We start from the raw sequence: 23,691 nt of genomic DNA, 5'->3' as shown, positions 1-23,691 counted from the left end.
GCCGAGACTACCTGTTCGTGCCAGAAAACGCTGACCGGTCCATCAGAACCCTGCTCCGTCACCTGACGATGGACCTCAGTCCGCTCCGCGACTCCCGCGACTTCCGGTTGCTCTTCGGCTCCGGCGTCGTCACGATGTTCGGCACCTTCCTGACCCTGGTCGCGGTCCCGCTGCAGATGAAGGAGCTGACCGGCTCCTACCTGGCGGTCGGCCTGGTCAGCGTGGCCGAGTTCGTCCCGATGGTGGTGTGCGGGCTCTGGGGCGGGGCGATCGCCGACGCGCTGGACCGGCGCAAGATCATCCTTTACACCGAGGTTGGACTCTGCCTCACGGTCCTGATCCTGACCGTCAACGCGCTACTGCCCAAGCCGCAGGTCTGGGTGCTGTACGTGGTCGGCGCGCTCTCGGCCGGGCTGGGCAGCCTGCAACGGCCCAGCCTGGAGTCCCTGCTGCCCCGTGTGGTCAGGCACGACCAGCTGACCGCGGCCGCCGCGCTCAGCGCCTTCCGGTGGAACCTGGGCGCCATCGTCGCCCCGGGCCTCAGCGGCCTGATCGCGGCCTGGTTCGGCGTCGCCGTCGCGTACGGCGTCAACGTGGTGACCTTCTTGGTCTCCCTGGTCCTGCTGCAGATGGTGCGGGTCCAGCCGCAGCGGGAGAACGCCCCCGCGGCCTCGATCAGGGCACTGGTCGACGGGGTCCGCTACGCCGTGGGCCGCCCCGACCTGATGGGCACCTACCTGGTCGACATCGCCGCGATGGTCTTCGCCTTCTCCACCGCGCTGTACCCGTTCCTGGCCGACGAACTGGGCGTCCCCGAAGCCCTGGGGCTCTTCTTCTCCGCCTCGGCCGTCGGTTCACTGATCGCCTCGGTCACCTCCGGCTGGACCAGGCACGTGCATCGCCACGGCCTCGGCGTGATCGTCGCGGCGGCCGTGTGGGGCGTGGCGGTGGCGCTGGCGGCGTTGATGCCCAGCGTCTGGGGCATCTTCGCCTTCCTGGCCGTGGCCGGGGCCGCCGACATGATCAGCGGCGTCTTCCGCTCGACCATCTGGAACCAGACCATCCCCGACGAGTTCCGCGGCCGCCTGGCGGGTATCGAACTGCTCTCCTACAGCAGCGGCCCGATGCTGGGCAACGCCAGGGCCGGCCTGATGGCCCAGCTCGGCGGAACCCGCTTCTCCCTGGGCGCGGGCGGCCTGCTGTGCGTCGGCGCGGTGGCGGCGATGGCCGCTCTGCTGCCGAGGTTCCGCGACTACGACGCCCGCACCGACGAGCACGCGCTCAGGGAACGCGCCCGCCGCGAGGAAGCCACTCCCGTCCAGGGATAAGCCACCCGCAACCACCCTCACAGAACGGAATCCTGTTGCTACTGTGAGGTCATGACGGTCGACGTACGGAGCCCCGAGATGACGGATTCCTCGCTGCCCGACTGGGTGTTCCCCCCACCGGAGGGGTTCACCGCCGAGGATCTCGATCGCATTCCGCAACTTCCCGCACACACAGAGTTAATCGATGGAAGCCTGGTCTTCGTGAGTCCTCAGGCTTCTTTTCACACGCGTACCATGTGGCTCCTGGAGGCTGGCCTCCGTCGAACCATGCCGGAAGATCTCCGCGCGCGCCGGGAGATGAGCGTCGTGCTGGGCAGGCAGCAGCGGCCCGAGCCCGACATGAGCGTCATTCACGCCTCCGCCGAGCACAGCCCGGAACAGACCTTCTACCGGGCGGAGGACGTCGTGCTGGCCGTGGAGGTCATCTCGCCGGACTCCGAGCGGCGTGACCGCGACCGCAAACCGACGCTGTACGCCGAGGCGGGCATCACACACTTCTGGCTGGTCGAGAACCAGTCGGGAAGGCCCGCGATCTACGTCTACGAGCTCGACCCGCTCGCCCGGTCCTACGTTCTGACCGGCATCCACCACGACCGGCTCAAGATCTCGGCCCCCTTCGACATCGACATCGACCTGACGGAGATCGACCGGCTTTAGGCCCTTTCTCGCGGCCCCTGCCAGGGCGGAGGTCGGTCAGGTGGTACCCGGCAGGGTGAAGGTCCGTCCGGAGCCGAGGTCACGGACCGTGAAAGCAGCGAAAAGGAGGCTCGGGGCATGCCCCGAGCCTCCTTCGTGGAGCGGTCAGGCGCCGCGCAGCCGCGCCCCGGTGCGCTCGGTGGCCAGGGCCACGGCCGCGTCACGGGCCGCGGTGGTCTCCTCCGCCGTGAGCGTCCTGTCAGCCGCCCGGAAGCGCAGGGAGTAGGCGAGAGACTTCTTGCCCTCACCCACCTGGGCACCCGCGTAGACGTCGAACAGCCGGATCGACTCCAGCAGTTCGCCCGCGCCCTCGCGCAGCGCCGCCTCCACCGGAGCCACCGGGGTCGCCGCGTCGACGATGAGTGCGACGTCCTGGCTCGCGACCGGGTAACCGGAGATCGCCGGCGCCTGAGGCCTGCCGACCGGCGACTGCTCCAGCCGGGTCAGCTCCAGCTCCATCGCGCAGGTGCGCGGGGGCAGGCCGTACGCCTCGACCACGCGCGGGTGCAGCTCACCGGCGTGACCGACGAGCACGTCGCCGGAGTACAGCGCGGCGCAGCGGCCCGGGTGCCAGGGCTCGTGCCGGTCAGCGCGGACGTCGAGGGTGACGCCGGCCTCGGCGGCCACCACCCGCGCCGCCTCGACGGCGTCCGCCCAGTCGGCTTCCCTGCCCTTGCCCCACCAGCCGGACGGCTCGAACTCCCCGGTCAGCACGACCCCGACCCGCAGCGGCTGGGCCGGCAGCGCGGACTCGATCGAGGCCAGCTCCTCCGGGCTCGGCCTGCGGTCGACGCCCAGCACGGGGGCGACGGCGGGCGCGTCCGGCGAGGGCCGGTAGACCAGACCTGTCTCGAACAGCGCCACATCGCCGAAACCCCGGCCCACGTTGCGGACCAGCGTCTTGAGCAGGCCGGGCAGCAGGGTGGTCCGCATCAGCGGCTCGTCCTCGCTGAGCGGATTGGCCAGCCGTACGGCCAGGCGGCGCGCGTCGTCGGCGGGCAGCTGCAGGTTGTCGAAGTCGCGCTCCCCGCTGAACGGGTAGGAGAGGGTCTCGACGTAGCCCGCGGCTGCCAGTGAGCGGCCGACCCTGCGGCGTAGGCGCTGGCTCTCGGTGAGACCGGCACCCGCGGGGGCGGAGGGAAGGATCGAGGGCAGGTTCTCGTAGCCCTCCAGCCGGATGACCTCCTCGGCGAGGTCGTTCGGGTCGGTCAGGTCAGGCCGCCACGATGGTGGGGTGACCACCAGCATGTCGTCGCCGGCGACCGCGAGCTTCGCGGCGATCCCGTCGGCGGCGGTGCCGCCGCTCTCGGTGGCGGGGCTCTCGACCGCGCAGCCGACCTGCTCCAGGCGGCGGATCACCGTCTCCCGGTCGTAGACGGTGCCCGCGACCCTGCCGGGGTAGCCGCTCGGGATGGCGACCTGGACCGGCTCGACCCGCACCTCGGCGTGGGTGACGCCCGGCTGGATCGTGCCGCCGCCCAGCTCGGCCAGGAGCTGAGCCGCGCGCCAGGAGGCGTACAGCGGCAGCTCCCGGTCGACGCCTCGCTCGAAGCGCTTGGACGCCTCGCTGACCAGGTTGTGCCGGCGCGACATGCGCGCGATGCCGCTGGCGGAGAAGTGGGCTGCCTCGATCACGATGTCGGTGGAGGCGTCGGAGATCTCGGTGTGCAGGCCGCCCATGGTGCCTGCCATCGAGATCACGCCCGACCCGTCGGTGATCAGGATGTCGTCCGGGTGGAGCTTGCGGACCACGTGGTCGAGCGTCTCCAGCGTCTCACCGGGCTCGGCCCTGCGCACCACGATCTCACCGGTCAGCCTGGCGGCGTCGAAGGCGTGCAGCGGCTGGCCGAGCTCCAGCATGACGTAGTTGGTGACGTCGACGGCCAGCGAGACCGGGCGCATACCGGCGCGGGTGAGCCGCGCGCGCATCCACAGCGGGCTGCTCGCCGACGGGTCGAACCCGCGGATCTCGCGGAGCACGAAGCGGTCGCAGGCCGACGGGTCGGCGATCGAGGCCGGGTAGGCGGGACCGGACGCGACGGGCGGGGAGACGTCCGCCGGGTCGATGAACGCCGAGTCGAAGGCGGCGGCGGCCTCGCGGGCCACGCCCCGGATGGAGAGCGCGTAGCCGATGTCCGGGGTGATCTCAAGCTCGATCACGTCGTCGCGCAGGCCGAGCAGTTCGACCACGTCGGCACCGATCGGAGTGTCTCCGGGCAGCACGAGGATGCCCGGGGAGGACTCGGCCACCCCAAGCTCCGCCTCCGAGCAGATCATGCCGTCCGACAGGCGTCCGTAGGTCTTGCGAGAGGCGATCTCGAACCCGCCGGGCAGCACGGCGCCGGGCAGCGCGACCGGGACACGGTCGCCGACCTCGAAGTTGGTCGCACCGCAGACGATCTCGCGAGGCGCGGCCTCCCCCACCTCCACCTGGCAGTGGCGGATGGGCTTCTTGAAACCCTCCAGGGTCTCGATGGAGAGCACCTCGCCCACCACGACGTTCTTGATGTCGTGGCCGTAGGAGATGACGGACTCGAGCTTGAGCCCGGCCGCGGTGAGCTTCTCGGCGATCTCGTGCGCCGTGACGGCGGGAAGATCGACATACTCCCGCAGCCATGAAAGCGAGACCTTCATCAGACCTCCATTCCGAAGGGGAGGGTGAAGCGGACGTCTCCCTCGACCATGTCGCGCATGTCCTCGGCGTTGTGGCGGAACATCAAGGTTCGTTCGACGCCCATGCCGAAGGCGAAGCCGCTGTAGCGGGCGGGGTCGACGCCGCAGGCGATGAGCACCCGTGGGTTGACCATGCCGCAGCCGCCCCACTCGATCCAGCCCTCTGATTTACAGGTACGGCAGGACGGGTTTCCCGGCACCGCGGAGGCACCACGGCAGACGAAGCACTTCAGGTCCATCTCGGCTGAGGGCTCGGTGAACGGGAAGTAGTTGGGCCGGAACCGGGTGGTGATGCCCTCACCGAACATGACCTCGGCGAACCGGTCCAGGGTGCCCTTGAGATGGGCCATGGTCAGGCCCTCGTCGATCGCCAGCCCCTCGATCTGGTGGAAGACCGGGGTGTGGGTGGCGTCAAGCTCGTCGGTGCGGAACACCTTGCCCGGCGAGATCACGTAGATCGGAAGCTCCCTGCTGAGCAGCGCCCGGATCTGGACGGGAGAGGTCTGGGTGCGCAGCACCTTGCCCGAGTCGACGGACTCCACGAAGAAGGTGTCGTGCTCCGAGCGCGCCGGGTGGTCGGTGGAGATGTTCAACGCGTCGAAGTTGAACCACTCCCCCTCCAGTTCGGGGCCCTCCGCCACCTCGTAGCCCATCGCGACGAAGGCGTCGGCGATGCGCTCCTGAAGGGTGGTCAGCGGATGCCTGGCGCCCCGGGAGGCGCGGCCAGAGGGCAGCGTGACGTCGACGGTCTCCTCGACGAGGACCCGCTCGTCGCGCTCGGCCTCCAACTGTGCCTGCCGTTCGGCGAGAGCGTCGGCGACGGCTTTGCGGGCACCGCCGATACGCTTGCCCGCCTCGGCGCGGGCCGCCGGGGGCAGGGCGCCGATCTCGCGGTTGGCCAGGGCGATCGGTGAGCGGTCACCGACGTGCGCGAGACGCACCTGCTTGAGTTCTTCGAGGTCGCGCGCCGCCTTGACGGCGTCGATCGCGTCGGCCTGCATACGCGCCATCTCGTCGGCGTGCAGCGGGGTCACCTCGACCGGGTCGTAGTTTGACAAGAGAGAGCTCCGAATCCAGGGCTTGAGCGGCCACGAGTCTAGTCGGGTAAGCCCACCGGGCTGGCATTCACGCTCAGGCGAAGTCAGGGGTGCCGGTGGGCACCATAAATCGAAACTCGGCGCCGCCCTCGGGTCCACGCTGCACGGAGATGGTGCCACCGTGAGCCTCGATCAGCCCCTTGACGATGAACAGGCCCAGCCCGGTGCCTCCGCGGCGGCGGGCGTTGCCCCGCCAGAACTGCCGGAAGACGCGCGTGACCAGCTCGGGCGGGATGCCCTCTCCCTGGTCACGGACGGACACGGTCACTCCCCATTCGCTCGGTTCGACGACTATTGTCACCGTACCGCGCCCGTGCCGCACCGCGTTTTCCACCAGGTTGGCAAGCACTTGATCGATCTTGTCCTGGTCGAGCCAGGTCTCGGGCAGTTCACCGCGCACCTGGAGCAGGAAGCGGTCGCCCGGCTCACCCGCCGCCACCCGCCCCGCGATGACCTTGGAGACCCTGGCCGGAATGTCGACCACCTGGCGATGGATCTCCAGCCGCCCCGACTCGATACGCGAGACGTCGAGCAGCTCGGTGATCAGCCTGGTCACCCGGTCGGCGTCGGCGTTGACCGTCTCCAGCATGACCAGCTTCTGGTCGTCGGTGAAACGGGTCCACTTGGCCAGCAGGGTCGCGGTGAACCCCTTGACACTGGTCAGCGGGGAGCGCAGCTCGTGGGCGACCGTGGAGACCAGGTCTGCGCGGCTGCGCTCCAGGCGGGCACGGGCTCCGGTGTCACGCAGCGTGATGACCACCCGGACCACCTCACCGCCCCGCCGGGGCTCTCGCACCAGGCGGGCGGCCACCAGCATCTCCTGGCCGCCGAGGGTGCGCAGCGGCAGCTCGGGCTGGCGGGTGCGGGTGCGCAACCCGCCGTAGGTGTCGAGCCACTTCCACCAGTCGCGCCCGTCGTGGTCGTGGAAGGAGAACACGTCGCGCAGGTGCCGCCCCGCGGCCTGCTCCCGGGTGACCCCGGTCAGCCGGGCCGCGGCCCGGTTGACGGTCAGCACGTGGCCGTCTCCATCGGTCACCACGAGACCGTCGGGAAGCTCGTCGACGTCGATCACAGAAGCGGGATCGGTGCTCCGCTCGCCGGTGTGTTCGCCGTGCACGACCCCGCCTCCTCGACGCTACATGGCCGACAATAGCGGGTTTCCCGCGCCGTACGGCAGCCTCGAGGCGGGGGGCGTCACCTGGCGCCGGGACCGGTGCGCTGAGACCGGGCAGATGCGTACAGACAGACCGCGGCGGCGGTCGCGAGGTTCAGGCTCTCGGCCCGCCCGTAGATCGGAACCCGGACGACGTCGTCGGCCAGTTCCAGGATCTCCTCGGGAAGCCCCCAGGCCTCATTGCCGAAGATCCAGGCCGTCGGGCCGGACAGGTCCATGTCGTCCAGGGTCTGCTTGCCCGCGCCGTCGGCGGCGAGCACCCGCAGCCCGGAAGCCCTCAGGTGCTCCACCACCCGGGTCACGTGGACACCCGTGGTGACCGGGAGATGGAACAGACTGCCCGCGCTGGCCCGCACGCACTTGCCGTTGTAGGGATCGACCGAGGCGTCGGTGAAGATCACCGAGTCGGCACCCGCGGCGTCGGCGGTGCGCAGCACCGTGCCCGCGTTGCCCGGGTCGCGAACGTGGGCGAGCACGGCCACCAGCCTGGCGTCGGAGGTGACGGAGTCGTTCAGGGGCACGTGCACGAAGCGGCACACGGCCAGCAGTCCCTGGGGGGTGACGGTCTGGGCCAGCTCGGCCATGACCTCGCCACTGGCCCGGAAGAGGGGCACCCCCGCGGCGGTGGCGGCGGTGACGACGTCGGCATGGCGCAGTTCGGCCTCGGCGGTGGCGAACAGCTCCACCACGACGCCGTCCAGCGCCAGCGCCTCACGGACCGCCTGTGGCCCCTCTGCCAGGAAGGAGCGGTCACGGTCCCTGAAGGCCCGCTTGGTCAGCCTCCGCGCGGCCTTGACCCGCGGTGACTTGATGTTGGTCAGTTCAGACCCGGCCATGCCCGTCCCCCAAGAATGCGAATGCGGCCCGCAGCGTGATCGCTGCGGGCCGCATGTTCGTCAGTGTCTCGCTCAGCCGGCGACCGGCGCGTTCACGTCGGCCGGGAGCGCCTTCTTGGCGGCCTCGACCAGCGTCGCGAACGTGGCGGCGTCGTTGACCGCGAGGTCAGCGAGGATCTTGCGGTCGACCTCGATGGAGGCGAGCCGCAGGCCCTGGATGAGCCTGTTGTAGGTGATGCCGTTCTGGCGGGCAGCGGCGTTGATGCGCTGGATCCAGAGACGGCGGAAGGTGCCCTTGCGGTCCTTGCGGTCGCGGTAGGCGTACGTCATCGAGTGGAGCATCTGCTCCTTGGCCTTGCGGTACAGCCTGGAACGCTGACCCCGATAGCCCTTCGCCCGCTCGAGAACGACCTTGCGCTTCTTCTTGGCGTTGATCGCCCGCTTCACGCGTGCCATGTGTATCTATCTCCCCGGGGGCGGTTACTTAGCGAGCAGCTTCTTGATCTTCTTGGAGTCGGCGTCGGAGAGCACGACCTCGGGCTTGAGACGACGCGTCAACGTGGACGGCTTGTGCTCGTTGTAGTGCGCACGGTTGGCGCGGCGGCGCACAAGCTTGCCGGAACCCGTGAGCCTGAACCGCTTCTTCGCACCGCTGTGCGTCTTCATCTTCGGCATCTCAGCCGTCTCTCCCTCGATCGTGCCGATGTCCCGGGCCGGTAACCCAAGTCAAGGGCATGCCTGACTACGAGACCGGACCCGGCCTCGACGTGATATCGCGACTACCTGACGATCCAGGCTATGCGAGTTACTCCTGCGGGGCCGCCACCGCTCCGTTGACGGACACCTCGTCGTTGACGTGCGTCTCGTCCGCGGTCGGCGAGCTGTCCTCTGAGGGGTTCTCGTCATGCCGCGCCTTGGCCGCCGCCTTCTCGGCCTTGGCCTCAGCCTTCTTCTTGTGCGGGCCGATCACCATGATCATGTTTCGGCCGTCCTGCTTGGGCTGGGACTCGACGAAGCCGAGCTCCGTCACATCCTCCGCCAGCCGCTGCAGGAGCCGGAAGCCCAGCTCGGGCCGGGACTGCTCCCGACCACGGAACATGATGGTGACCTTGACCTTGTCGCCGGCCTTGAGGAACCGCACCACGTGACCCTTCTTGGTCTCGTAGTCGTGCGGGTCGATCTTCGGCCGAAGCTTGATCTCCTTGATGATGGTGTACGCCTGGTTACGGCGCGCCTCACGTGCCTTCATCGCGGACTCGTACTTGAACTTGCCGTAGTCCATGAGCTTGCACACTGGCGGGCGGGCCGTTGCCGCGACCTCGACCAGGTCGAGATCGGACTCTTGAGCCAGCTTCAAGGCATCGCCGATGGAGACGATGCCCACCTGCTCGCCGTTCGGGCCGACGAGGCGAACCTCGGGCACGCGAATGCGGTCATTGATGCGGGGCTCGGCGCTGATGGGGCCTCCTAGGTTGCGATCCGCGGCCTTTCTCCCGAAAGGCCGCAACATGCTCGATCGTGCCGGGAAGTCGCAGAACACGCATCCTGTGAAGGCGCGTCGAACGCAAGATGCCCCGCACGTCACGCATGCGGGGCCACATGAACTCGAAGGCTTTATGCCGTTAAGCTCGCCGGAAACCTACCCGGTGTGATCCTGACCTGTCAGCCTTGCGGCCGACGAGGTGGGAGGATGACCTCCGCTTGCGCGTCCAGCAGGAACGCCGGACCGATCGATTAGTCACTCTATCACAACGGAACGCTCATCCAGAATCATTCCGCCGGAGCGGCACGCCTGACGATCTCGCTCTTCCCCGCCTCGCGCATCGCCTCCACCGGCACGTCCGCGCGGCCGGTCATCATCTCGACCTGCCGGACCGCCTGGTGCAGGAGCATCGGGAAACCCCCGACGACAATCCCGCCCCGCTCGGCCACCGCCGCTGCCGGCCGGGTGGGCCAGGGGGCGTAGACCACGTCGAAGAGCGCCGGCACGTTCGCCAGCGACTCGGTGAAAGCGTCGGCCGCACCGGAGGGCAGGGTCGAGACGACCAGGTCGACCCCCAGCACGGTGTCGAGCTTGTCGAAGGTCCGCACCGTCAGGCCGATGCCCAGCCGCTCGGCCGTCTCGATGGTCTCCGTCGCCCTGGACGGGTCACGGACCACGAGGGTCGCCTCGCCCAGGCCCAGCTCGCGCAGGGCGGCCAGCGCGGAGGAGGCCGTCGCGCCCCCGCCGAGGACGGTCGCGGAGGCGGGCGTGACCACGCCCGCCTCCGCGAGCGCCCGGACGATGCCGTACACGTCGGTGTTGTCCCCGTGCCGGGCGCCGTCGCGCAGGATCACCGTGTTGACCCCGCCCACCTGGAGTGCGAGCTCCGAGACGGTGCCGAGCAGTGGCAGCACGGCCCGCTTGAGCGGCATGGTGAGCGAGAGCCCAGCCCAGTCGGCGTCCAGCCCGTCGAGGAGGCCGGGGAGCCCGGCCTCGTCGCACTCGATCGCCTCGTACCGCCAGTCGTGCAGGCCCATGCCCTCGTAGGCGGCGCGGTGCAGGTACGGGGAGAGCGAGTGGGCGATCGGCGACCCCAGGACCGCCGCTCTCAGCATCCGTTCCCCTTGCTCCGCTCGTACTCGGCCTTGAGCGCGAAGAAGTCCGTCTCCGTCGAGGCGAACTTGGTGATCTGTTTCGCCGGGCAGGTGGTCACGAACCAGACCCAGTCCCCCTTGGTGGGGTTGAGCGCCGCCTGGATGGCGTCGTCTCCCGGGTTGGCGATCGGTCCGGGAGGCAGGCCCTCGAACTTGTAGGTGTTGTAGGGCGAGGAACTCTCAAGATCCTTGTGAGAGGACTCGATGCCGTACTTGTTCAGCCCGTACATCACCGTGCTGTCCATCTCCAGCTTGCGGCGGGGATTGCCGTCGAGCCGGTTGTAGATGACCCGGGCCACCTTGCCCATGTCATCTTTGGTACCGGACTCGGCCTGGACGATGCTGGCGATCGTCATGATCTCGTGCGGAGTGTGCCCGAGTTCCTTTGCCTTGCCCTGCAGATCGTCCTTCTCCGCCGTCAGGGTGAAGCGGTCGACCAGCGTGATCAGGATCTCGGAGGGCGTCATCTTGGGCCTGATCTCGTAGGTGGCCGGGAAGGCGTAGCCCTCCAGCCTGCCCCTGGCATAGGACGGCAGGCCGAGCTTCCGGCTGTTCTTGGCCGCCTGCTGGAACTCCCTGAGCGGCTTGCCGGTCTTTTCGGCGAGTTGCTTGAGGGTGTCGCTCAGGCGCAGCCCCTCCTTGAGAGTGACCCTCTCCAGCAACCGCTTTTCCGGATCAAGAAGCTTGACGGCCTCCGCGGCGGCCATCTGCTTGCGCATGGCGTATTCGCCAGGCTGCAGAGAGGAGCTCTTGCCCGCCTCGGCGATGGCGTTGACGAAGGCTTTGACGCTCTTCACCACGTCCTGCTCCTCCAGGGTCTGGGCGACGTCGGAGGCGTTCTGGCCGTCCTTGATCTCCACGACGACCTCGCCGGACCCAGGGCCGGTGTAGTCGTCCGGGGTCATCACGTCGCGGACCCAGGTGTAGCCGTAGAAGCCGGCGGCGCCGATGCCGCCGAGCAGCACGATGACCGCGAGCATGGGGGCGAGGAAGCCGCCCCGGTTACGGCGGCGCTTCCTACGCCGACCACGTCGGCCGCCGGAGTCGCGTCCTGAGGACGCGCGAGATTTTCGGCCCGGCCGACCTTCGTCGTCGGAGCCGACCAGGAAGTCCATATCGAGATCGTTCATAGAGACGCTGGCCAATCTCCCGCTAGGGACGGCCTGGCGTCAAGCGGGTGTGCCAAACCGAAGGAAAGCACCCGGCCAGACCTCCCGATGTTCCGGAAGTGTTCTGGTTCGCGGGTACGGGGCGCCGCATGCGGCGGAACGAGGGGTGTTCCGCCGGGCATCAACGCTTCCCGAGGTATCTGTTCAGCTCTTCCCGGTATCTCACAAACTCACTCTCTTTGTCAGTGAATTTCGTGATTCTATGCTCCGGATCTGTGGTTACAAACCAGAACCAATCACCTTGATCTGGCTGAAGTGCCGCGATCAACGCCTTCTCCCCGGGGTTCGCGATGGGGCCGGGGGGCAGGCCAGGTCTGCGATAGGTGTTGTACGGAGACCTCACCTCGGTGTCCTTCTCGGACACCTCCAGGGTCCTGCGCCGCTGCGCGTACAGCACCGTGGTGTCCAGTTGAAGTGGCGTCCCTGCCCTGATCCGGTTGTAGATCACTCTAGCGATCTTCGGATAGTCCGGGTCCCGCCCGCCCTCCGCCTGGACGATGCTCGCCATCGTGACAACCTCCAGGGGGGTCAGCCGCTTCCTGGCGGCCCGTTCCTTGAGGTCGAGTTGCTCGGCGGCCTGTTTGTAACGTTCCACCATCGCGACCAGCACGTCCTGAGCGGTCGTGTCGGGCTCGATCTCGTAGGTGGCGGGGAACAGGAAGCCCTCGGCGTTCCTGGCGTACCGTGGCAGGCCCAGCGCCCGCACGTCGTCCGCGGCTCTGGCCAGGTCGGCCCGGCGCATGCCGGTGCCCTCGGCGAGCCGGTCGAGCAGTTCGGGCAGGCGGAGCCCCTCGGGGACGGTGACCCTGCGCACCATCCGCGACTCGGGTGCCACCAGCATGCCGAGTGCCGAGCGGGCGTCCATGCCTCTGCGGAGCCTGAAGTGGCCGGGGTGCAGGCTGCCCGTCCTGGCCTGCTCCTCCACCGCCCTGACGAACGCCCTGGCACTCGCCACCACTCCCGCGTCGGCCAGCGCCAGCCCGATCGCACCGGCGCTCGCCCCCTCGGGGATCTCGACGACGACCGTGCTGGAACCCGGCCCCTCGAAGTCGGCGGGCAGTAGATAGGGGCGGACCACGACGAGTCCGGTCGCCGTTCCGGCGGCGACGGCGAGCGCCGACGCTCCGGCCACCAGCAGCCATATCGGCCGTGGGCGGCTCACCGAACGGTCCCGCCGCCCGGCCTCTCGGCGGGCCTGTCACCGGGCCTTCCACCCGGTGGCTCGACGGGGCTGCCCGGAGGCCTGCCGGTGGCGCGTTCGGCGTCCAGTGCCGCCTGGAGCAGCACGACGGCGGCGGCCTGGTCCACCACGCCACGCTGGTTCTTCGCCTTCACCCCGCTGGCCCGCAGCCCCTGCTGGGCGGTGACGGTGGTCAGCCGCTCGTCGAACAGCCGCACCGGGACGGGCGCCAGCCGGAGTGCGATCCGGTTCGCGAAGTCACGGGCGACGACCGCCGCCTGCCCCTCACGCCCGGAGAGCGAGGTCGGCAGGCCGACCACCACCTCGACGACCTCGTACTCGGCCGTGATCTCCGCGAGCCGGTCGAGGTCGCCCTTGCCGCGCCGGACGGTCTCCACCGGCGTGGCCAGCAACCCCGAGGGATCGCTCCTGGCCACGCCGATACGGACCGAGCCGACGTCGACGCCCAGCCGAATGCCGTTTCTCATCTGACTCTTTTCAGCGTGGAGACCCCGGGCTTCGACTCTGGGAAGGAAGTCAACACCTCTGTCTCCACTCCCGCGCCGGATACGGCGCGAGAGTGTCGTTCCCCATCAGGTGAGCGTCTGCGTGATCGCCTGCTCGACGGCCGCGAGTGCCTCGTCGATCGCCTCGGGACGCACACCGCCTCCCTGAGCGACGTCATCCTTGCCGCCACCGCCACCTCCGAGTGCCTTCGCAGCGACGCCGACCAGGCGGCCCGCCTTCAGACCCCGGTCGCGTCCCACCTCGTTGACCGCGGCCACGACGACCGGCCGGTCGTTGGGGACACCGGCGACGACGACGACCGCGGCGCGGTCGCTCGGGAACCGGCCGCGCACGTCAAGTGCGAGTTTACGCAGATCATCAGGGGATGTTCCATCAGGCGCACGGTGCGTCACAACGGAGACTCCATGCAGATCACGGGCGTTTTCCGCCATCTCCCCCGCACCGGCGAGCGCCTGGGCCGAGCGCAACGTGGCCAGTTCCTTCTCCGCGGAGCGCAACCGGGTGACGATGCCCTCGACGCGTTCGGGGAGCTCTTCCCTGCGGGCCTTGAGCTGCTCCGACAACTGGGCGACGAGCACGCTCTCCCTGGCCAGGAAGCGGAACGCGTCGAGGCCGACCAGGGCCTCCACGCGGCGCACACCCGCACCGATCGAGGCCTCACCCAGCACCTTGACCAGGCCCAGCTGCCCTGAGCTGGCGACGTGGGTGCCACCGCAGAGCTCGCGGGAGTACTCGCCGACCTCGACGATGCGGACGGTGTCGCCGTACTTCTCACCGAACAGGGCCAGCGCGCCCATCGCGCGGGCCTCGGCCTGGGAGGTGTGGAAGGCGTTGACCCGCAGGTCGTTGATCAGGACCGCATTGACCTCGTCCTCGACGTCGCGCAACACGCTGGGCGGCACGGCGCCAGCGGCGGTGAAGTCGAAGCGGAAACGACCCGGCGAGTTCTCGGAACCGGCCTGCGCCGCGGTCTCGCCCAGCGCGTTGCGGAAGCCCCGGTGCACCAGGTGGGTGGCGGTGTGGCTGCGGGAGATGGCCCGGCGTCGCTCGACGTCGATCTCGGCCTGGGCCGTCTCGCCCACCCGGATCTCCCCGGTGCGGACCTTGCCCCGGTGCACGACGAGGCCGGCCACCGGGGACTGCACGTCCACGATCTCCACCTCGGCCCCGCCGGTGCGGATGAGGCCCTGGTCGGAGAGCTGGCCGCCCCCTTCGGCGTAGAACGGGGTGCGGCTCAGCACGACCTCGACCGTCGTGCCCGCGCCCGCCGCGGCGACGGAGGCACCGTCGACGAGGAGGCCGGCGACCTCGGCCTCGGCCGTCACGTGGTCGTAGCCGAGGAACTCGACCTTGCCGGCCTTCTCCAGGAGCTGGCCGAAGACCGAGATGTCGGCGTTGCCGGTCTTCTTGGAGGCGGCGTCGGCCTTGGCCCGGTCGCGCTGCTCCTTCATCAGCCGGCGGAAGCCCTCCTCGTCGACCTGCAGCCCCTGCTCGGAGGCCATCTCCAGGGTCAGGTCGATCGGGAACCCGTAGGTGTCGTGGAGCTGGAAGGCCTGGTCGGCCGCGAGCGTGCCCTGCCCCTTGCGCTTGGTCTCCTCGGCCGCCACGTCGAAGATCGCGGTTCCGGTGCGCAGAGTACCGAGGAAGGACCCCTCCTCCGCGTCGATGACGCCGTGGATCTGCGGGGCGTCGGCCTTGAGCTCCGCGTACTGCTGGCCCATGACATCGACGGTCACCGCGGTGAGCTCGTGCATGTAGCGCTCCTCGCCCGCACCGAGCAGGCGCAGGTTACGGATGGCGCGGCGCAGGATGCGCCGGAGCACGTATCCCCTGCCCTCGTTGGAGGGCAGCACCCCGTCGGCCACGAGCATCACGCCGGTCCTGACGTGGTCGGCGACGACCCGCAGCGACACGTCGGCGCGCTCGTCGCGGCCGTAGCGTGTCCTGGTGAGCTCCGCGGCACGGTCAAGGATCTTGTACGTGGTGTCGATCTCGTAGATGTTGTCGACGCCCTGCAGGATCGCCGCCATGCGCTCCAGGCCCATGCCCGTGTCGACGCTCTTGGCCGGCAGCTCACCGGCGATGTCGAAGTCGGTCTTGCTGCGGACCGCACCGAGCTGGAACTGCATGAAGACGTTGTTCCACACCTCGAGGTAGCGGTTCTCGTCGACGATCGGGCCGCCCTCGCGCCCGTACTCGGCACCGCGGTCGTAGTAGATCTCGCTGCACGGCCCGCCGGGACCCGGCACGCCCATGTGCCAGTAGTTGTCCGCCAGGTCACGGCGCTGGATGCGCTCCAGCGGCACGCCGGCCTTCCGGTGCCAGATGTCGGCGGCCTCGTCGTCGTCGAGATAGACGGTGACCCAGAGGCGGTCCTCGGGGAAGCCGAACCCGCCCTCGGACTCGGGCTTGGTCAGCAGCTCCCAGGCGAACGGGATCGCCTGCTCCTTGAAGTAGTCGCCGAAGGAGAAGTTGCCGAGCATCTGGAAGAAGCTGGCGTGCCTGGTCGTCTTGCCGACCTCGTCGATGTCGAGGGTCCGCACGACCTTCTGCGCGCTGGTGGCCCGCTTGTAGGGCGGCTTCTGCTGGCCCAGGAAGTAGGGCTTGAAAGGCACCATGCCCGCGTTGACCAGAAGCAGCGTCGGGTCCTCGGCGATGAGGCTGGCCGAGGGCACAACGGTGTGCCCACGCTCCTCGAAGAAGCGCAGGAAGCGGCGGGCGATCTCTGCCGACTCCATGTCAGCGGCCATCCTTTACGTTGGAGTGATAGGGGTCTTCCACAGTGTCGAGCCCGAACCTGGATCGCAACTCGGTTTCCCGCTCGGCCGCACCTCGCAGGGCGTCCTCCGCGAGATCCCGCGCCTGCTCCAGGACCCCGCCTGCGTTCCGAACGGCCCGACGGGCCAGGTGGTTCGGGTGCAGTGCCTGAAGCCTACGCATGACCCACAGCGCGCCGAACGCGCCCAGGCCCATGTAGAACAGCCTGCGGATCATCTCCGCCGCCTTTCCAGCGCCTGCGCGGCGGGCCTGGCGCGCCTGCGGGCGCCCACGGCCCGGCGGACGCCGTGGGTGAGGGCCGCGACCTTGATCAGCGGCCCGGTGACCAGGTTCTGGGTGACGTCGCTGACCTTGGCCACGTGCCCGCTGACCTGCTTGACGTCCCTGGTGATCGCCTCGATGGCGACCAGCTGGCGGTTGGTCTCGCCGACGGCGGCCGACACGTCCTCCAGCAGCGGCACGACGCGGTCGCCCAGCTGGGAGACCATCTTGGTGGTCTCGGTGAGCAGGCGAGCCAGCCTGACCATGACGACGGCCATGAAACAGACCAGGATCGCCCAGGCCATCGCGACGATCAACCCCGCGACCTCTCCTGCGGTAAGCATGTGCGGACCCGTCCCCTCATAGGTGACCCCGGCCATGGTCGGGTGGATTGGCAAACTCTATCGTGCCCGATATCACTCTCCTCACTTACCGCGCGCCGCCGGCTCATGCCTCCGGGTCGGATCGGATCAGGTCGGGGTGGCGTGACTCGGGACGGCCCGCGTTCCGGGAGCCGGGATCACCGCGTCTCCGGACTCGGACCGCCCTCCATCCCGCCCGGAAGCCGCACGGTCCGCGGGCCGAAACCGAAGGCGTCCGCGCACAGCTGCGCGAACCGGTCGATCCCGGGGATCATGAGAGTCCAGCCGGCCGGCGCCCAGCCGAGGTTGATGTGGGTAAGGACGTGCGCGATCGCGGCCACGCCCTGGAACGCCTGTCCGTCCGTGTACTCGTAGGTGATCCGGCGCGGTTCCCCGGGATGGTCCTCCGCGGCCGGCACTCGCAGCCCCGAGGGTCTCCTGCACCGGGCCGACCTGGAAGGCGGTCACATCACGCTCTTCTCCGAACTCGTCGGCGCGAGCATCGCCAGGCCAGAGTTGAAGAAGGAGATCGTCAAACGCTCGGAGCCGTGGATCGACTTCGTCGAACAGACGCTGGAACGGGTCATCGGCGGCTCACCGCTGGCCAGGCTGATGCCGCCCCGCGACCTGGCCCACGCGACGATCACCTTCTACCTGGGCGTCAACGTGTTCACCCACCTCGACGCCGACCGCTCGCGTGCCGAGGCCCTGTTCGATCTGGCCGGCCGGGCACGGCCCGGCCGGGGTCACTCCCCGCGCAGGAAGGTGCGGATCCTGGACCAGCGGTCGGCGAAGCCCGCCTCGGCGCCGTGCCGGGTGGGGCGGTAGTAGCGCCGGTCCCTGAGCTCCTCGGGCGCGTACTCCTGACGGACCAGGCCGTGCTCGAAGTCGTGGGGGTACTTGTAGCCCTTGCCGTGGCCGAGCTTCTTGGCCCCCGGATAGTGGGCGTCACGCAGATGGTCGGGGACATGGCCGATGTTGCCGCGCCGCACGTCCTCGGAGGCCGCGCCGATGGCATTGATCACCGCGTTGGACTTGGGGGCCAGCGCGCAGTGGATGACCGCCTGGGCCAGGTTGAGCCGCCCCTCCGGCAGGCCGATGAACTCCACCGCCTGGGCCGCGGCCACCGCGACCTGCAGGCAGGTGGGGTCGGCCATGCCGACGTCCTCGGAGGCGAAGATGACGATTCTGCGGGCGATGAACCGGGGGTCCTCACCCGCCTCGACCATCCGGGCGAGGTAGTGCAGCGCGGCGTCGGCGTCGGAGCCCCGCATGCTCTTGATGAAACCGCTGATCACGTCGTAGTGCTGGTCGCCTTGACGGTCGTAGCGCACGGCGGCCTTGTCCACCGCCCGCTCCACCACCTCGACGGTGACCTCGCCGTCGGCGATCAGTGCGGCGGCCTCCAGGTAGGTGAGCGACCTGCGGGCGTCGCCGCCGGCCAGCCGCACCAGATGCTCGGCGGCCTCGGGCGCCAGGCGTACCCTTCCCTCCAGGCCGCGCGGGTCGGCGACCGCGCGCTCCAGCACCACCCGGATGTCGTCTTCCGACAGCGACTCCAGGGTCAGCAGCAGCGAGCGCGACAGCAGGGGCGAGATGACGGAGAAGAAGGGGTTCTCCGTGGTGGCGCCGATGAAGGTGACCCAGCGGTTCTCCACGGCGGGCAGCAGGGCGTCCTGCTGCGCCTTGTTGAAACGGTGCACCTCGTCGACGAACAGCACGGTCTGGCGACCGGACATGCCCAGCTCTCGCCGGGCCTGCTCGATGGCCGCGCGGACCTCCTTGACGCCCGCCGACACCGCGGAGACCTCCACGAAGCGGCGTTTGGTGACGCCCGCCACCACGTAGGCGAGGGTGGTCTTGCCGGTTCCCGGCGGACCCCAGAGGAAGAGCGACATCGCCGCCTCGGCCTCGACGAGGCGGCGCAGCGGCGTACCGGGGCCCAGCAGGTGCCGCTGGCCGATCACCTCGTCCAGGCTCCTGGGGCGCATCCGCACCGCCAGGGGCTCTTGGCCGCGATGGGCCTCCTCCGCCGCCGAATCGAACAGGCTGTCCACTCCTGAGACAGTACCGCTGCCCGGCTGCGCCTCAGTTCCCCCAGACGGTGACGGCCCCGCTGTGCCCGGCCCGCACCACGTAGTAGAGCGCGACGGCGGCCAGGACCACGGTCAGCGCCGAGACGGCCAGCCCCACCTGATGGCCGAACCGGTCACCGCGCGAGACGTGGACGAGAGCCAGCGACATCACCCCGAGGGCGAGGGTGACGAGCAGCAGGGGGATACTGAAGCTCGCGTGCTCGGCTATGCGTTCACCGACCCGCCCGCCCGCGGAGGCGAAACGGCCCTCCTCCAGCGACTCCCCGCTCTCCCGTGCCACGAAGACGCTCACCGGCACGATCGGGGCGAGCCCGACCACCGCCCAGGTGAGGGCGGGCCGGGTACGGGGCAGCAGCGCGTACCCGGCGGCGAGCACCGCCAGGAGCGGGGTCAGGACCACGGCGGCGTGGACGACCAGGGGGTGGAGGGGTAGACCGAGGATCTCGTCGAACATGGAGCGCTCCGGTGGTGCGTGGCTCGTCATCAGCAAGTACGGATCCCACCATGAACAAGTTATGGAGAGCGTGAAGAGATCCCGGTCTTTCCCCTCTGTCCCCATCTAGCGAATTCCGCCACTTACGTGCAGCACACCTTAGGGCCGGTACGCTTTCCGCCAGTCCGTAAGTCATGTAACAGTAATCCTGGAGGACATAGCGGTGAGCGCCGAGGACCGCCAGAGCCAATTGGCTCGGGAGCACAAGGAACGGCAGGCGAAACGTGCTGAGCAGCAGAAGAGCACGTCGAAGCGGAACGCCGTCATCGGAGCGGTCATCGCGGTGGTCGTCGTCGCGGGAGGCCTGTTCGCCGGGGTGAGGCTCCTCGGAGGTGACGACAAGAACGTCCAGGCCGTCGCGACACCCGACGCGAGCAGCACACCGTCCGAGGACCCCGTCGCGACGCCCGAGCCGAGCAACACGGCCGCCCTGGCCGACACGACCTGTTCCTACCGCAAGGACACCAGCGGCAGTCCGATGAAGAACGTGGGCAGGCCGCCGGCCAAGCCCAACCTGAAGTTGAAGACCATGACGATCACCACCAACCACGGTGACGTCGTGATCGACCTGGCGACCGCGCAGGCCCCCTGCACGGTCAACTCCTTCGCCTTCCTGGCCAAGAAGCACTTCTTCGACAACACCAGGTGCCACCGCCTGGCCACCCTGGAGAACTCCGGTCTGGGCCTGCTGCAGTGCGGTGACCCTCAGGCCAAGGCCGACGGCAAGAACCCCACCGACGGTCAGGGCAGTTCGGGCTACATCTACGACAGCGAGAACCTCGGCGGGATACCGTACACCAAGGGCACGGTCGCGGTGGCCCAGGCGATCGACGCCGTCAACCAGAACGGCAGCCAGTTCTGGATCTCGCTGTCCGACGAGACCGACCAGGTGGAGAAGGCCTACACCCCCTTCGGCGTGGTCTCCCAGGGCATGGAGATCCTCGACAAGATCTACAAGGGCGGCTGGATCACCAACCCCGACGACATCACCGGTGACGGCGGCTCCAACGCTCCCAAGATCCCCGTGATCATTAAGACCGTACGGCTCTCCTAGCCGGATCCACGGCGGCCCGCCGCCCGCGAGACGCCCCGGTGGTCATCCGACCACCGGGGCGTCTCGCGGTATCAGCCCCGTACGACTCGGGGTGAGGCCGCTCCGCCCGGCCACGCTCCTCGTGCCGCCGTGGGACCGCTGAGCGGCGCGGCCGGGCGGAGCGGCCGGGCGGAGCGGCCGGGTAAGGCCCGGCCCCTGTGCCAGGCCGCGCGGGGTACCCGGCAGGCCCGCGGAGAGCGTCACCGGGGCCGGCACCTGCCCCGGGCACACCGAGGGCCCCCGGAACGGCTTCCGGGGGCCCTCGGTCACTCCTGGTGCGGATCTCGGATCAGGCGCCGGCCTTGGGCCTGCTGTCGACGCCAGCCTCCTTGCGCTGCTCCGCCGTGATCGGGGTGGGCGCGCCGGTCAGCGGGTCGAAGCCCGAGGCCGTCTTCGGGAAGGCGATGACGTCGCGGATGGAGTCACCTCTCGCCAGGAGCATGCAGATCCGGTCCCAGCCGTAGGCGATGCCGCCGTGCGGCGGCGGGCCGTACTTGAACGCCTCCAGCAGGAAGCCGAACTTGTTCTCCGCCTCCTCCTTGGAGATGCCGAGCACGTCGAAGACGCGCTGCTGCATCTCGGCACGGTGGATCCGGATCGAGCCGCCACCGATCTCCATACCGTTGCAGACCATGTCGTAGGCGTAGGCCAGGGCCTCGCCGGGGTGGTCCTGGAAGTTGTCCGCCCACTCGGGCTTGGGACCGGTGAAGGGGTGGTGCACCGCGGTCCAGCCGCCCTCGCCGTCCTCCTCGAACATGGGGGCGTCGACGATCCACAGGAAGTTCCACACCGACTCGTCGATCAGGTCGCAGCGGCGGCCGATCTCCAGCCGGGCCGCGCCGAGCAGGTCGCGGGAGGCGGAGGCCGCACCGGCCGCGAAGAAGATCGCGTCACCGGGCTCGGCACCCACCTTGGCGGCAAGGCCGGCCGCCTCGGTCTCCGACAGGTTCTTGGCGACGGGCCCGCCGAGCGTGCCGTCGGAGCCGACGAGCACGTAGGCCAGGCCCTTGGCGCCGCGCGACCTGGCCCACTCCTGCCAGCCGTCCAGTTCCTTGCGGGTCTGTGAGGCACCGCCCGGCATGACCACCGCGCCCACGTACGGCGCCTGGAACACGCGGAAGGTGGTGTCGGCGAAGAACTCCGTCATCTCGACGAGTTCCTGGCCGAAACGCAGGTCGGGCTTGTCGGAGCCGTAACGGGCCATGGCGTCGCGATAGGTCATCCGGGGCAGCGGCACCGGCAGGTCGTAGTCGGCCGTCTCCTTCCAGATACGCCCGATCAACGCCTCGCCCAGGGCGATGACGTCGTCCTGGTCCACGAAGGACATCTCGATGTCGATCTGGGTGAACTCCGGCTGCCGGTCTGCGCGCAGGTCCTCGTCGCGGTAGCACTTGGCGAGCTGGTAGTAGCGCTCAAGCCCGGCGACCTGGAGAAGCTGCTTGAACAGCTGGGGCGACTGGGGCAGGGCGTACCAGCTACCCGGCTGGAGCCGGACCGGGACGAGGAAGTCGCGGGCGCCCTCGGGGGTCGAACGGGTCAGCGTCGGGGTCTCGACGTAGACGAACCCGTGCTCGTTCATCACCTCGTGGGCGAGGTAGGTGGCCTTGGAACGGGTGCGCATGGCGTGCGCGACCTGATGGCGGCGGATGTCGAGGTAGCGGTACTTGAGCCTGGCCTCCTCTGAGATACCGGCCACGCCTTCAATGGGGAACGGCAGCGGGGCGGACTCGCTGAGCACCTCTACCTCGGAGGCGACGACCTCGATCGCACCGGTCGGCAGGTCGGGGTTCTCGTTGCCCTCGGGGCGGACCCGCACCTGCCCGACGACCTTGACGCAGTATTCGGCGCGCAGGCCGTGGGCGTCGTCCTCCTCGCGAAAGACCACCTGGGCGGAGCCGGAGGCGTCACGCAGGTCGATGAAGACCACGCCGCCGTGGTCGCGGCGGCGCCCCACCCATCCGGCGAGCGTCACCTGCTGCCCGGCGTGCTCCTCGCGCAGTGATCCCGCTTCGTGCGTGCGGATCATTTGTCCAGTCTCTCCTTCAACGTCATGACGATCTCAGCGAGTGGTACGGCGGCCTGCTCTCCGCTGACCAGGTCCTTGACCTGCGCGGTCCCCGCGGCGATATCACGCTCGCCGAGGATCACCGCGTGGCTCGCCCCCGAGCGGTCGGCGCCCTTCATGGCACCCTTGACACCCTTGCCGCCGAACGACATGTCGGCGGCCAGGCCCGCCCGGCGCAACTCGGTGACAAGAAGGAACATCCGGCGGCGCGCCTCCTCACCCAGCGGCACACCGTACACCTGCACGCGCGCCTGTTCGCCGTCGCCCGGGAACAGGCCCTCGGCCTCCATGGCCAGGACCGTACGGTCGACGCCGAGCGCCCAGCCGACGCTGGGCAGGGCGGGCCCGCCGAGCATCTCGCTCAGCCCGTCGTAGCGGCCTCCGCCGCCGACCGCGGACTGGGAGCCGAGCCCGTCGTGGACGAACTCGAACGTGGTCCGCGTGTAGTAGTCGAGGCCGCGGACCAGCCGGGGGTCATCGGTGTAGGCCACGCCGGAGGCGGTCAGCAGCGAGCGGACCTCCTCGTGATAGGCCTTGCACGCCCCGCACAGGTGGTCGACGACCAGCGGCGCGCCGGCCAGCCGCTCCTGCACCTCGGGGCGCTTGTCGTCGAGCACGCGCAGCGGGTTGATCTCGATCCGCTGCCTAGTGGGCTCGTCGAGGTCGAGACCGCGCAGGAAGTCCTGGAGCGCGGCCCGGTAGACGGGGCGGCACTCCCTGTCGCCCAGTGTGTTGATCAGCAGCCGGACCCCGGTGAGCCCCAGTGCGGCGTAGCCGTCGACGGCCAGCAGGATCAGCTCGGCGTCGAGCGCCGGGTCCTCGGAGCCCAGCGCCTCGGCGCCGACCTGCCAGAAGTGCCGGTAGCGGCCCTTCTGTGCCCGCTCGTAGCGGAACTGGCTGCCCGAGTACCAGAGCTTCACCGGAAGCTGCCCGTTGTGCAGGCCGTGCTGGAGGACCGCGCGCACCACCGAGGCGGTGCCCTCGGGGCGCAGCGTGATGGAGCGCCCGCCCTTGTCCTCGAAGGTGTACATCTCCTTGGAGACGATGTCCGTCGACTCACCGACGCCGCGCACGAACAGCGCGGTGTCCTCGAAGACCGGCGTCTCGATGTAGCCGTAACCCGCCCGGCGGGCGGGCGCGGTCAGCGCCTCGCGTACGGCGAGTGCCCGCTCCGAACGCGGTGGGAGCCAGTCGAAGGTGCCCTTGGGCGCCTGCAAAGTCATTG

Annotated in this window: 23 protein-coding genes; 4 read left to right on the top strand and 19 right to left on the bottom strand. The window is 69.4% G+C overall.

Annotated features, from left to right (window positions below):
* The first annotated feature begins 17 nt into the window (after positions 1–17).
* Positions 18–1,328 carry an MFS transporter gene (locus IG98_RS0130760; RefSeq protein ID WP_245651783.1) on the top strand — a complete coding sequence of 437 codons (1,311 nt, stop codon included), beginning with the start codon at positions 18–20 and terminating at the stop codon, positions 1,326–1,328.
* A gap of 51 nt (positions 1,329–1,379) precedes the next feature.
* Positions 1,380–1,985, top strand: a complete 606-nt coding sequence (locus IG98_RS0130755; RefSeq protein ID WP_342666863.1) for a Uma2 family endonuclease — start codon at positions 1,380–1,382, stop codon at positions 1,983–1,985.
* 144 nt (positions 1,986–2,129) lie between these two features.
* Here IG98_RS0130755 and pheT read toward each other — a convergent pair whose 3' ends face one another.
* The 15 genes from pheT to IG98_RS0130680 form a co-directional block, all read right to left on the bottom strand.
* Positions 2,130–4,658, bottom strand: coding sequence for a phenylalanine--tRNA ligase subunit beta (gene pheT / locus IG98_RS0130750; protein ID WP_030920058.1), 2,529 nt, complete (start codon positions 4,656–4,658; stop codon positions 2,130–2,132).
* Positions 4,658–5,707, bottom strand: coding sequence for a phenylalanine--tRNA ligase subunit alpha (gene pheS / locus IG98_RS0130745; protein WP_051753197.1), 1,050 nt, complete (start codon positions 5,705–5,707; stop codon positions 4,658–4,660). Before pheS ends, pheT begins: the two co-directional genes overlap by 1 nt.
* Positions 5,708–5,828: 121 nt before the next feature.
* Positions 5,829–6,911 carry a sensor histidine kinase gene (locus tag IG98_RS0130740; RefSeq protein WP_030920052.1) on the bottom strand — a complete coding sequence of 361 codons (1,083 nt, stop codon included), beginning with the start codon at positions 6,909–6,911 and terminating at the stop codon, positions 5,829–5,831.
* A gap of 77 nt (positions 6,912–6,988) precedes the next feature.
* On the bottom strand, positions 6,989–7,804 hold the full coding sequence (locus IG98_RS0130735; protein ID WP_030920049.1) for a TrmH family RNA methyltransferase: 816 nt from the start codon (positions 7,802–7,804) through the stop codon (positions 6,989–6,991).
* 72 nt (positions 7,805–7,876) lie between these two features.
* Positions 7,877–8,260, bottom strand: a complete 384-nt coding sequence (gene rplT, locus IG98_RS0130730; protein WP_012892552.1) for a 50S ribosomal protein L20 — start codon at positions 8,258–8,260, stop codon at positions 7,877–7,879.
* 24 nt (positions 8,261–8,284) lie between these two features.
* Positions 8,285–8,479 carry a 50S ribosomal protein L35 gene (rpmI, locus tag IG98_RS0130725; protein WP_030920046.1) on the bottom strand — a complete coding sequence of 65 codons (195 nt, stop codon included), beginning with the start codon at positions 8,477–8,479 and terminating at the stop codon, positions 8,285–8,287.
* Between the two features lie 130 nt (positions 8,480–8,609).
* Entirely contained in the window at positions 8,610–9,314 is a 705-nt protein-coding gene (gene infC / locus IG98_RS0130720; RefSeq protein WP_051753190.1) for a translation initiation factor IF-3, read from the bottom strand.
* Positions 9,315–9,574: 260 nt separating this feature from the next.
* Positions 9,575–10,399 carry a shikimate dehydrogenase gene (locus IG98_RS0130715; RefSeq protein ID WP_030920040.1) on the bottom strand — a complete coding sequence of 275 codons (825 nt, stop codon included), beginning with the start codon at positions 10,397–10,399 and terminating at the stop codon, positions 9,575–9,577.
* On the bottom strand, positions 10,396–11,571 hold the full coding sequence (gene mltG / locus IG98_RS0130710; RefSeq protein ID WP_030920038.1) for an endolytic transglycosylase MltG: 1,176 nt from the start codon (positions 11,569–11,571) through the stop codon (positions 10,396–10,398). The genes IG98_RS0130715 and mltG (IG98_RS0130710) overlap by 4 nt, the downstream gene beginning before the upstream one ends.
* Before the next feature lie 160 nt (positions 11,572–11,731).
* A complete protein-coding gene (mltG, locus tag IG98_RS0130705; protein WP_051753189.1) occupies positions 11,732–12,772 on the bottom strand; it encodes an endolytic transglycosylase MltG in 1,041 nt (346 codons plus the stop codon).
* Positions 12,769–13,278: a Holliday junction resolvase RuvX gene (ruvX, locus tag IG98_RS0130700; protein ID WP_030920032.1), complete on the bottom strand. Its 510-nt coding sequence runs from the start codon at positions 13,276–13,278 to the stop codon at positions 12,769–12,771. The genes mltG (IG98_RS0130705) and ruvX overlap by 4 nt, the downstream gene beginning before the upstream one ends.
* A gap of 105 nt (positions 13,279–13,383) precedes the next feature.
* Complete coding sequence (gene alaS, locus IG98_RS0130695; protein WP_030920030.1) at positions 13,384–16,056, bottom strand: alanine--tRNA ligase; 2,673 nt, start codon at positions 16,054–16,056, stop codon at positions 13,384–13,386.
* Position 16,057: 1 nt separating this feature from the next.
* Positions 16,058–16,312: a hypothetical protein gene (locus tag IG98_RS0130690; RefSeq protein WP_030920028.1), complete on the bottom strand. Its 255-nt coding sequence runs from the start codon at positions 16,310–16,312 to the stop codon at positions 16,058–16,060.
* Positions 16,309–16,701 (bottom strand): DUF948 domain-containing protein, encoded by a 393-nt coding sequence (locus tag IG98_RS0130685; protein WP_030920026.1) that lies wholly within the window; start codon positions 16,699–16,701, stop codon positions 16,309–16,311. The genes IG98_RS0130690 and IG98_RS0130685 overlap by 4 nt, the downstream gene beginning before the upstream one ends.
* A 176-nt stretch (positions 16,702–16,877) precedes the next feature.
* The gene (locus tag IG98_RS0130680) at positions 16,878–17,060 is read right to left on the bottom strand and encodes a hypothetical protein (protein ID WP_030920024.1); all 183 of its coding nucleotides are present in this window, start codon (positions 17,058–17,060) and stop codon (positions 16,878–16,880) included.
* Positions 17,061–17,094: 34 nt separating this feature from the next.
* Here IG98_RS0130680 and IG98_RS52705 point away from each other — a divergent pair, with 34 nt between their 5' ends.
* Complete coding sequence (locus IG98_RS52705) at positions 17,095–17,547, top strand: hypothetical protein (protein ID WP_211264174.1); 453 nt, start codon at positions 17,095–17,097, stop codon at positions 17,545–17,547.
* On the opposite strand, the gene IG98_RS0130670 is transcribed toward IG98_RS52705, so the two are convergent.
* Together IG98_RS0130670 and IG98_RS0130665 are read right to left on the bottom strand one after the other, a co-directional pair.
* A complete protein-coding gene (locus IG98_RS0130670; RefSeq protein WP_030920017.1) occupies positions 17,466–18,776 on the bottom strand; it encodes a replication-associated recombination protein A in 1,311 nt (436 codons plus the stop codon). The two genes, IG98_RS52705 and IG98_RS0130670, sit on opposite strands and share 82 nt — an antisense overlap.
* 31 nt (positions 18,777–18,807) lie before the next feature.
* Positions 18,808–19,269, bottom strand: a complete 462-nt coding sequence (locus IG98_RS0130665) for a hypothetical protein (protein WP_030920015.1) — start codon at positions 19,267–19,269, stop codon at positions 18,808–18,810.
* Positions 19,270–19,471: 202 nt separating this feature from the next.
* On the opposite strand from IG98_RS0130665, the gene IG98_RS0130660 reads away from it, so the two are divergent.
* On the top strand, positions 19,472–20,362 hold the full coding sequence (locus IG98_RS0130660) for a peptidylprolyl isomerase (RefSeq protein ID WP_030920013.1): 891 nt from the start codon (positions 19,472–19,474) through the stop codon (positions 20,360–20,362).
* A 328-nt stretch (positions 20,363–20,690) separates the two neighbouring features.
* Here IG98_RS0130660 and aspS read toward each other — a convergent pair whose 3' ends face one another.
* A complete protein-coding gene (gene aspS / locus IG98_RS0130655) occupies positions 20,691–22,427 on the bottom strand; it encodes an aspartate--tRNA ligase (protein ID WP_030920011.1) in 1,737 nt (578 codons plus the stop codon).
* Positions 22,424–23,689: a histidine--tRNA ligase gene (gene hisS, locus IG98_RS0130650; RefSeq protein ID WP_030920007.1), complete on the bottom strand. Its 1,266-nt coding sequence runs from the start codon at positions 23,687–23,689 to the stop codon at positions 22,424–22,426. The genes aspS and hisS overlap by 4 nt, the downstream gene beginning before the upstream one ends.
* Positions 23,690–23,691 lie beyond the last annotated feature (2 nt).

Origin of the sequence: Streptosporangium amethystogenes, assembly GCF_000721075.1 — a bacterium.
GTDB classification, from domain to species: Bacteria; Actinomycetota; Actinomycetes; order Streptosporangiales; family Streptosporangiaceae; genus Streptosporangium; species Streptosporangium amethystogenes.
The sequence above is the reverse complement of the archived record's forward strand: the minus strand, read 5'-3'. Positions and strand labels throughout refer to the sequence as shown.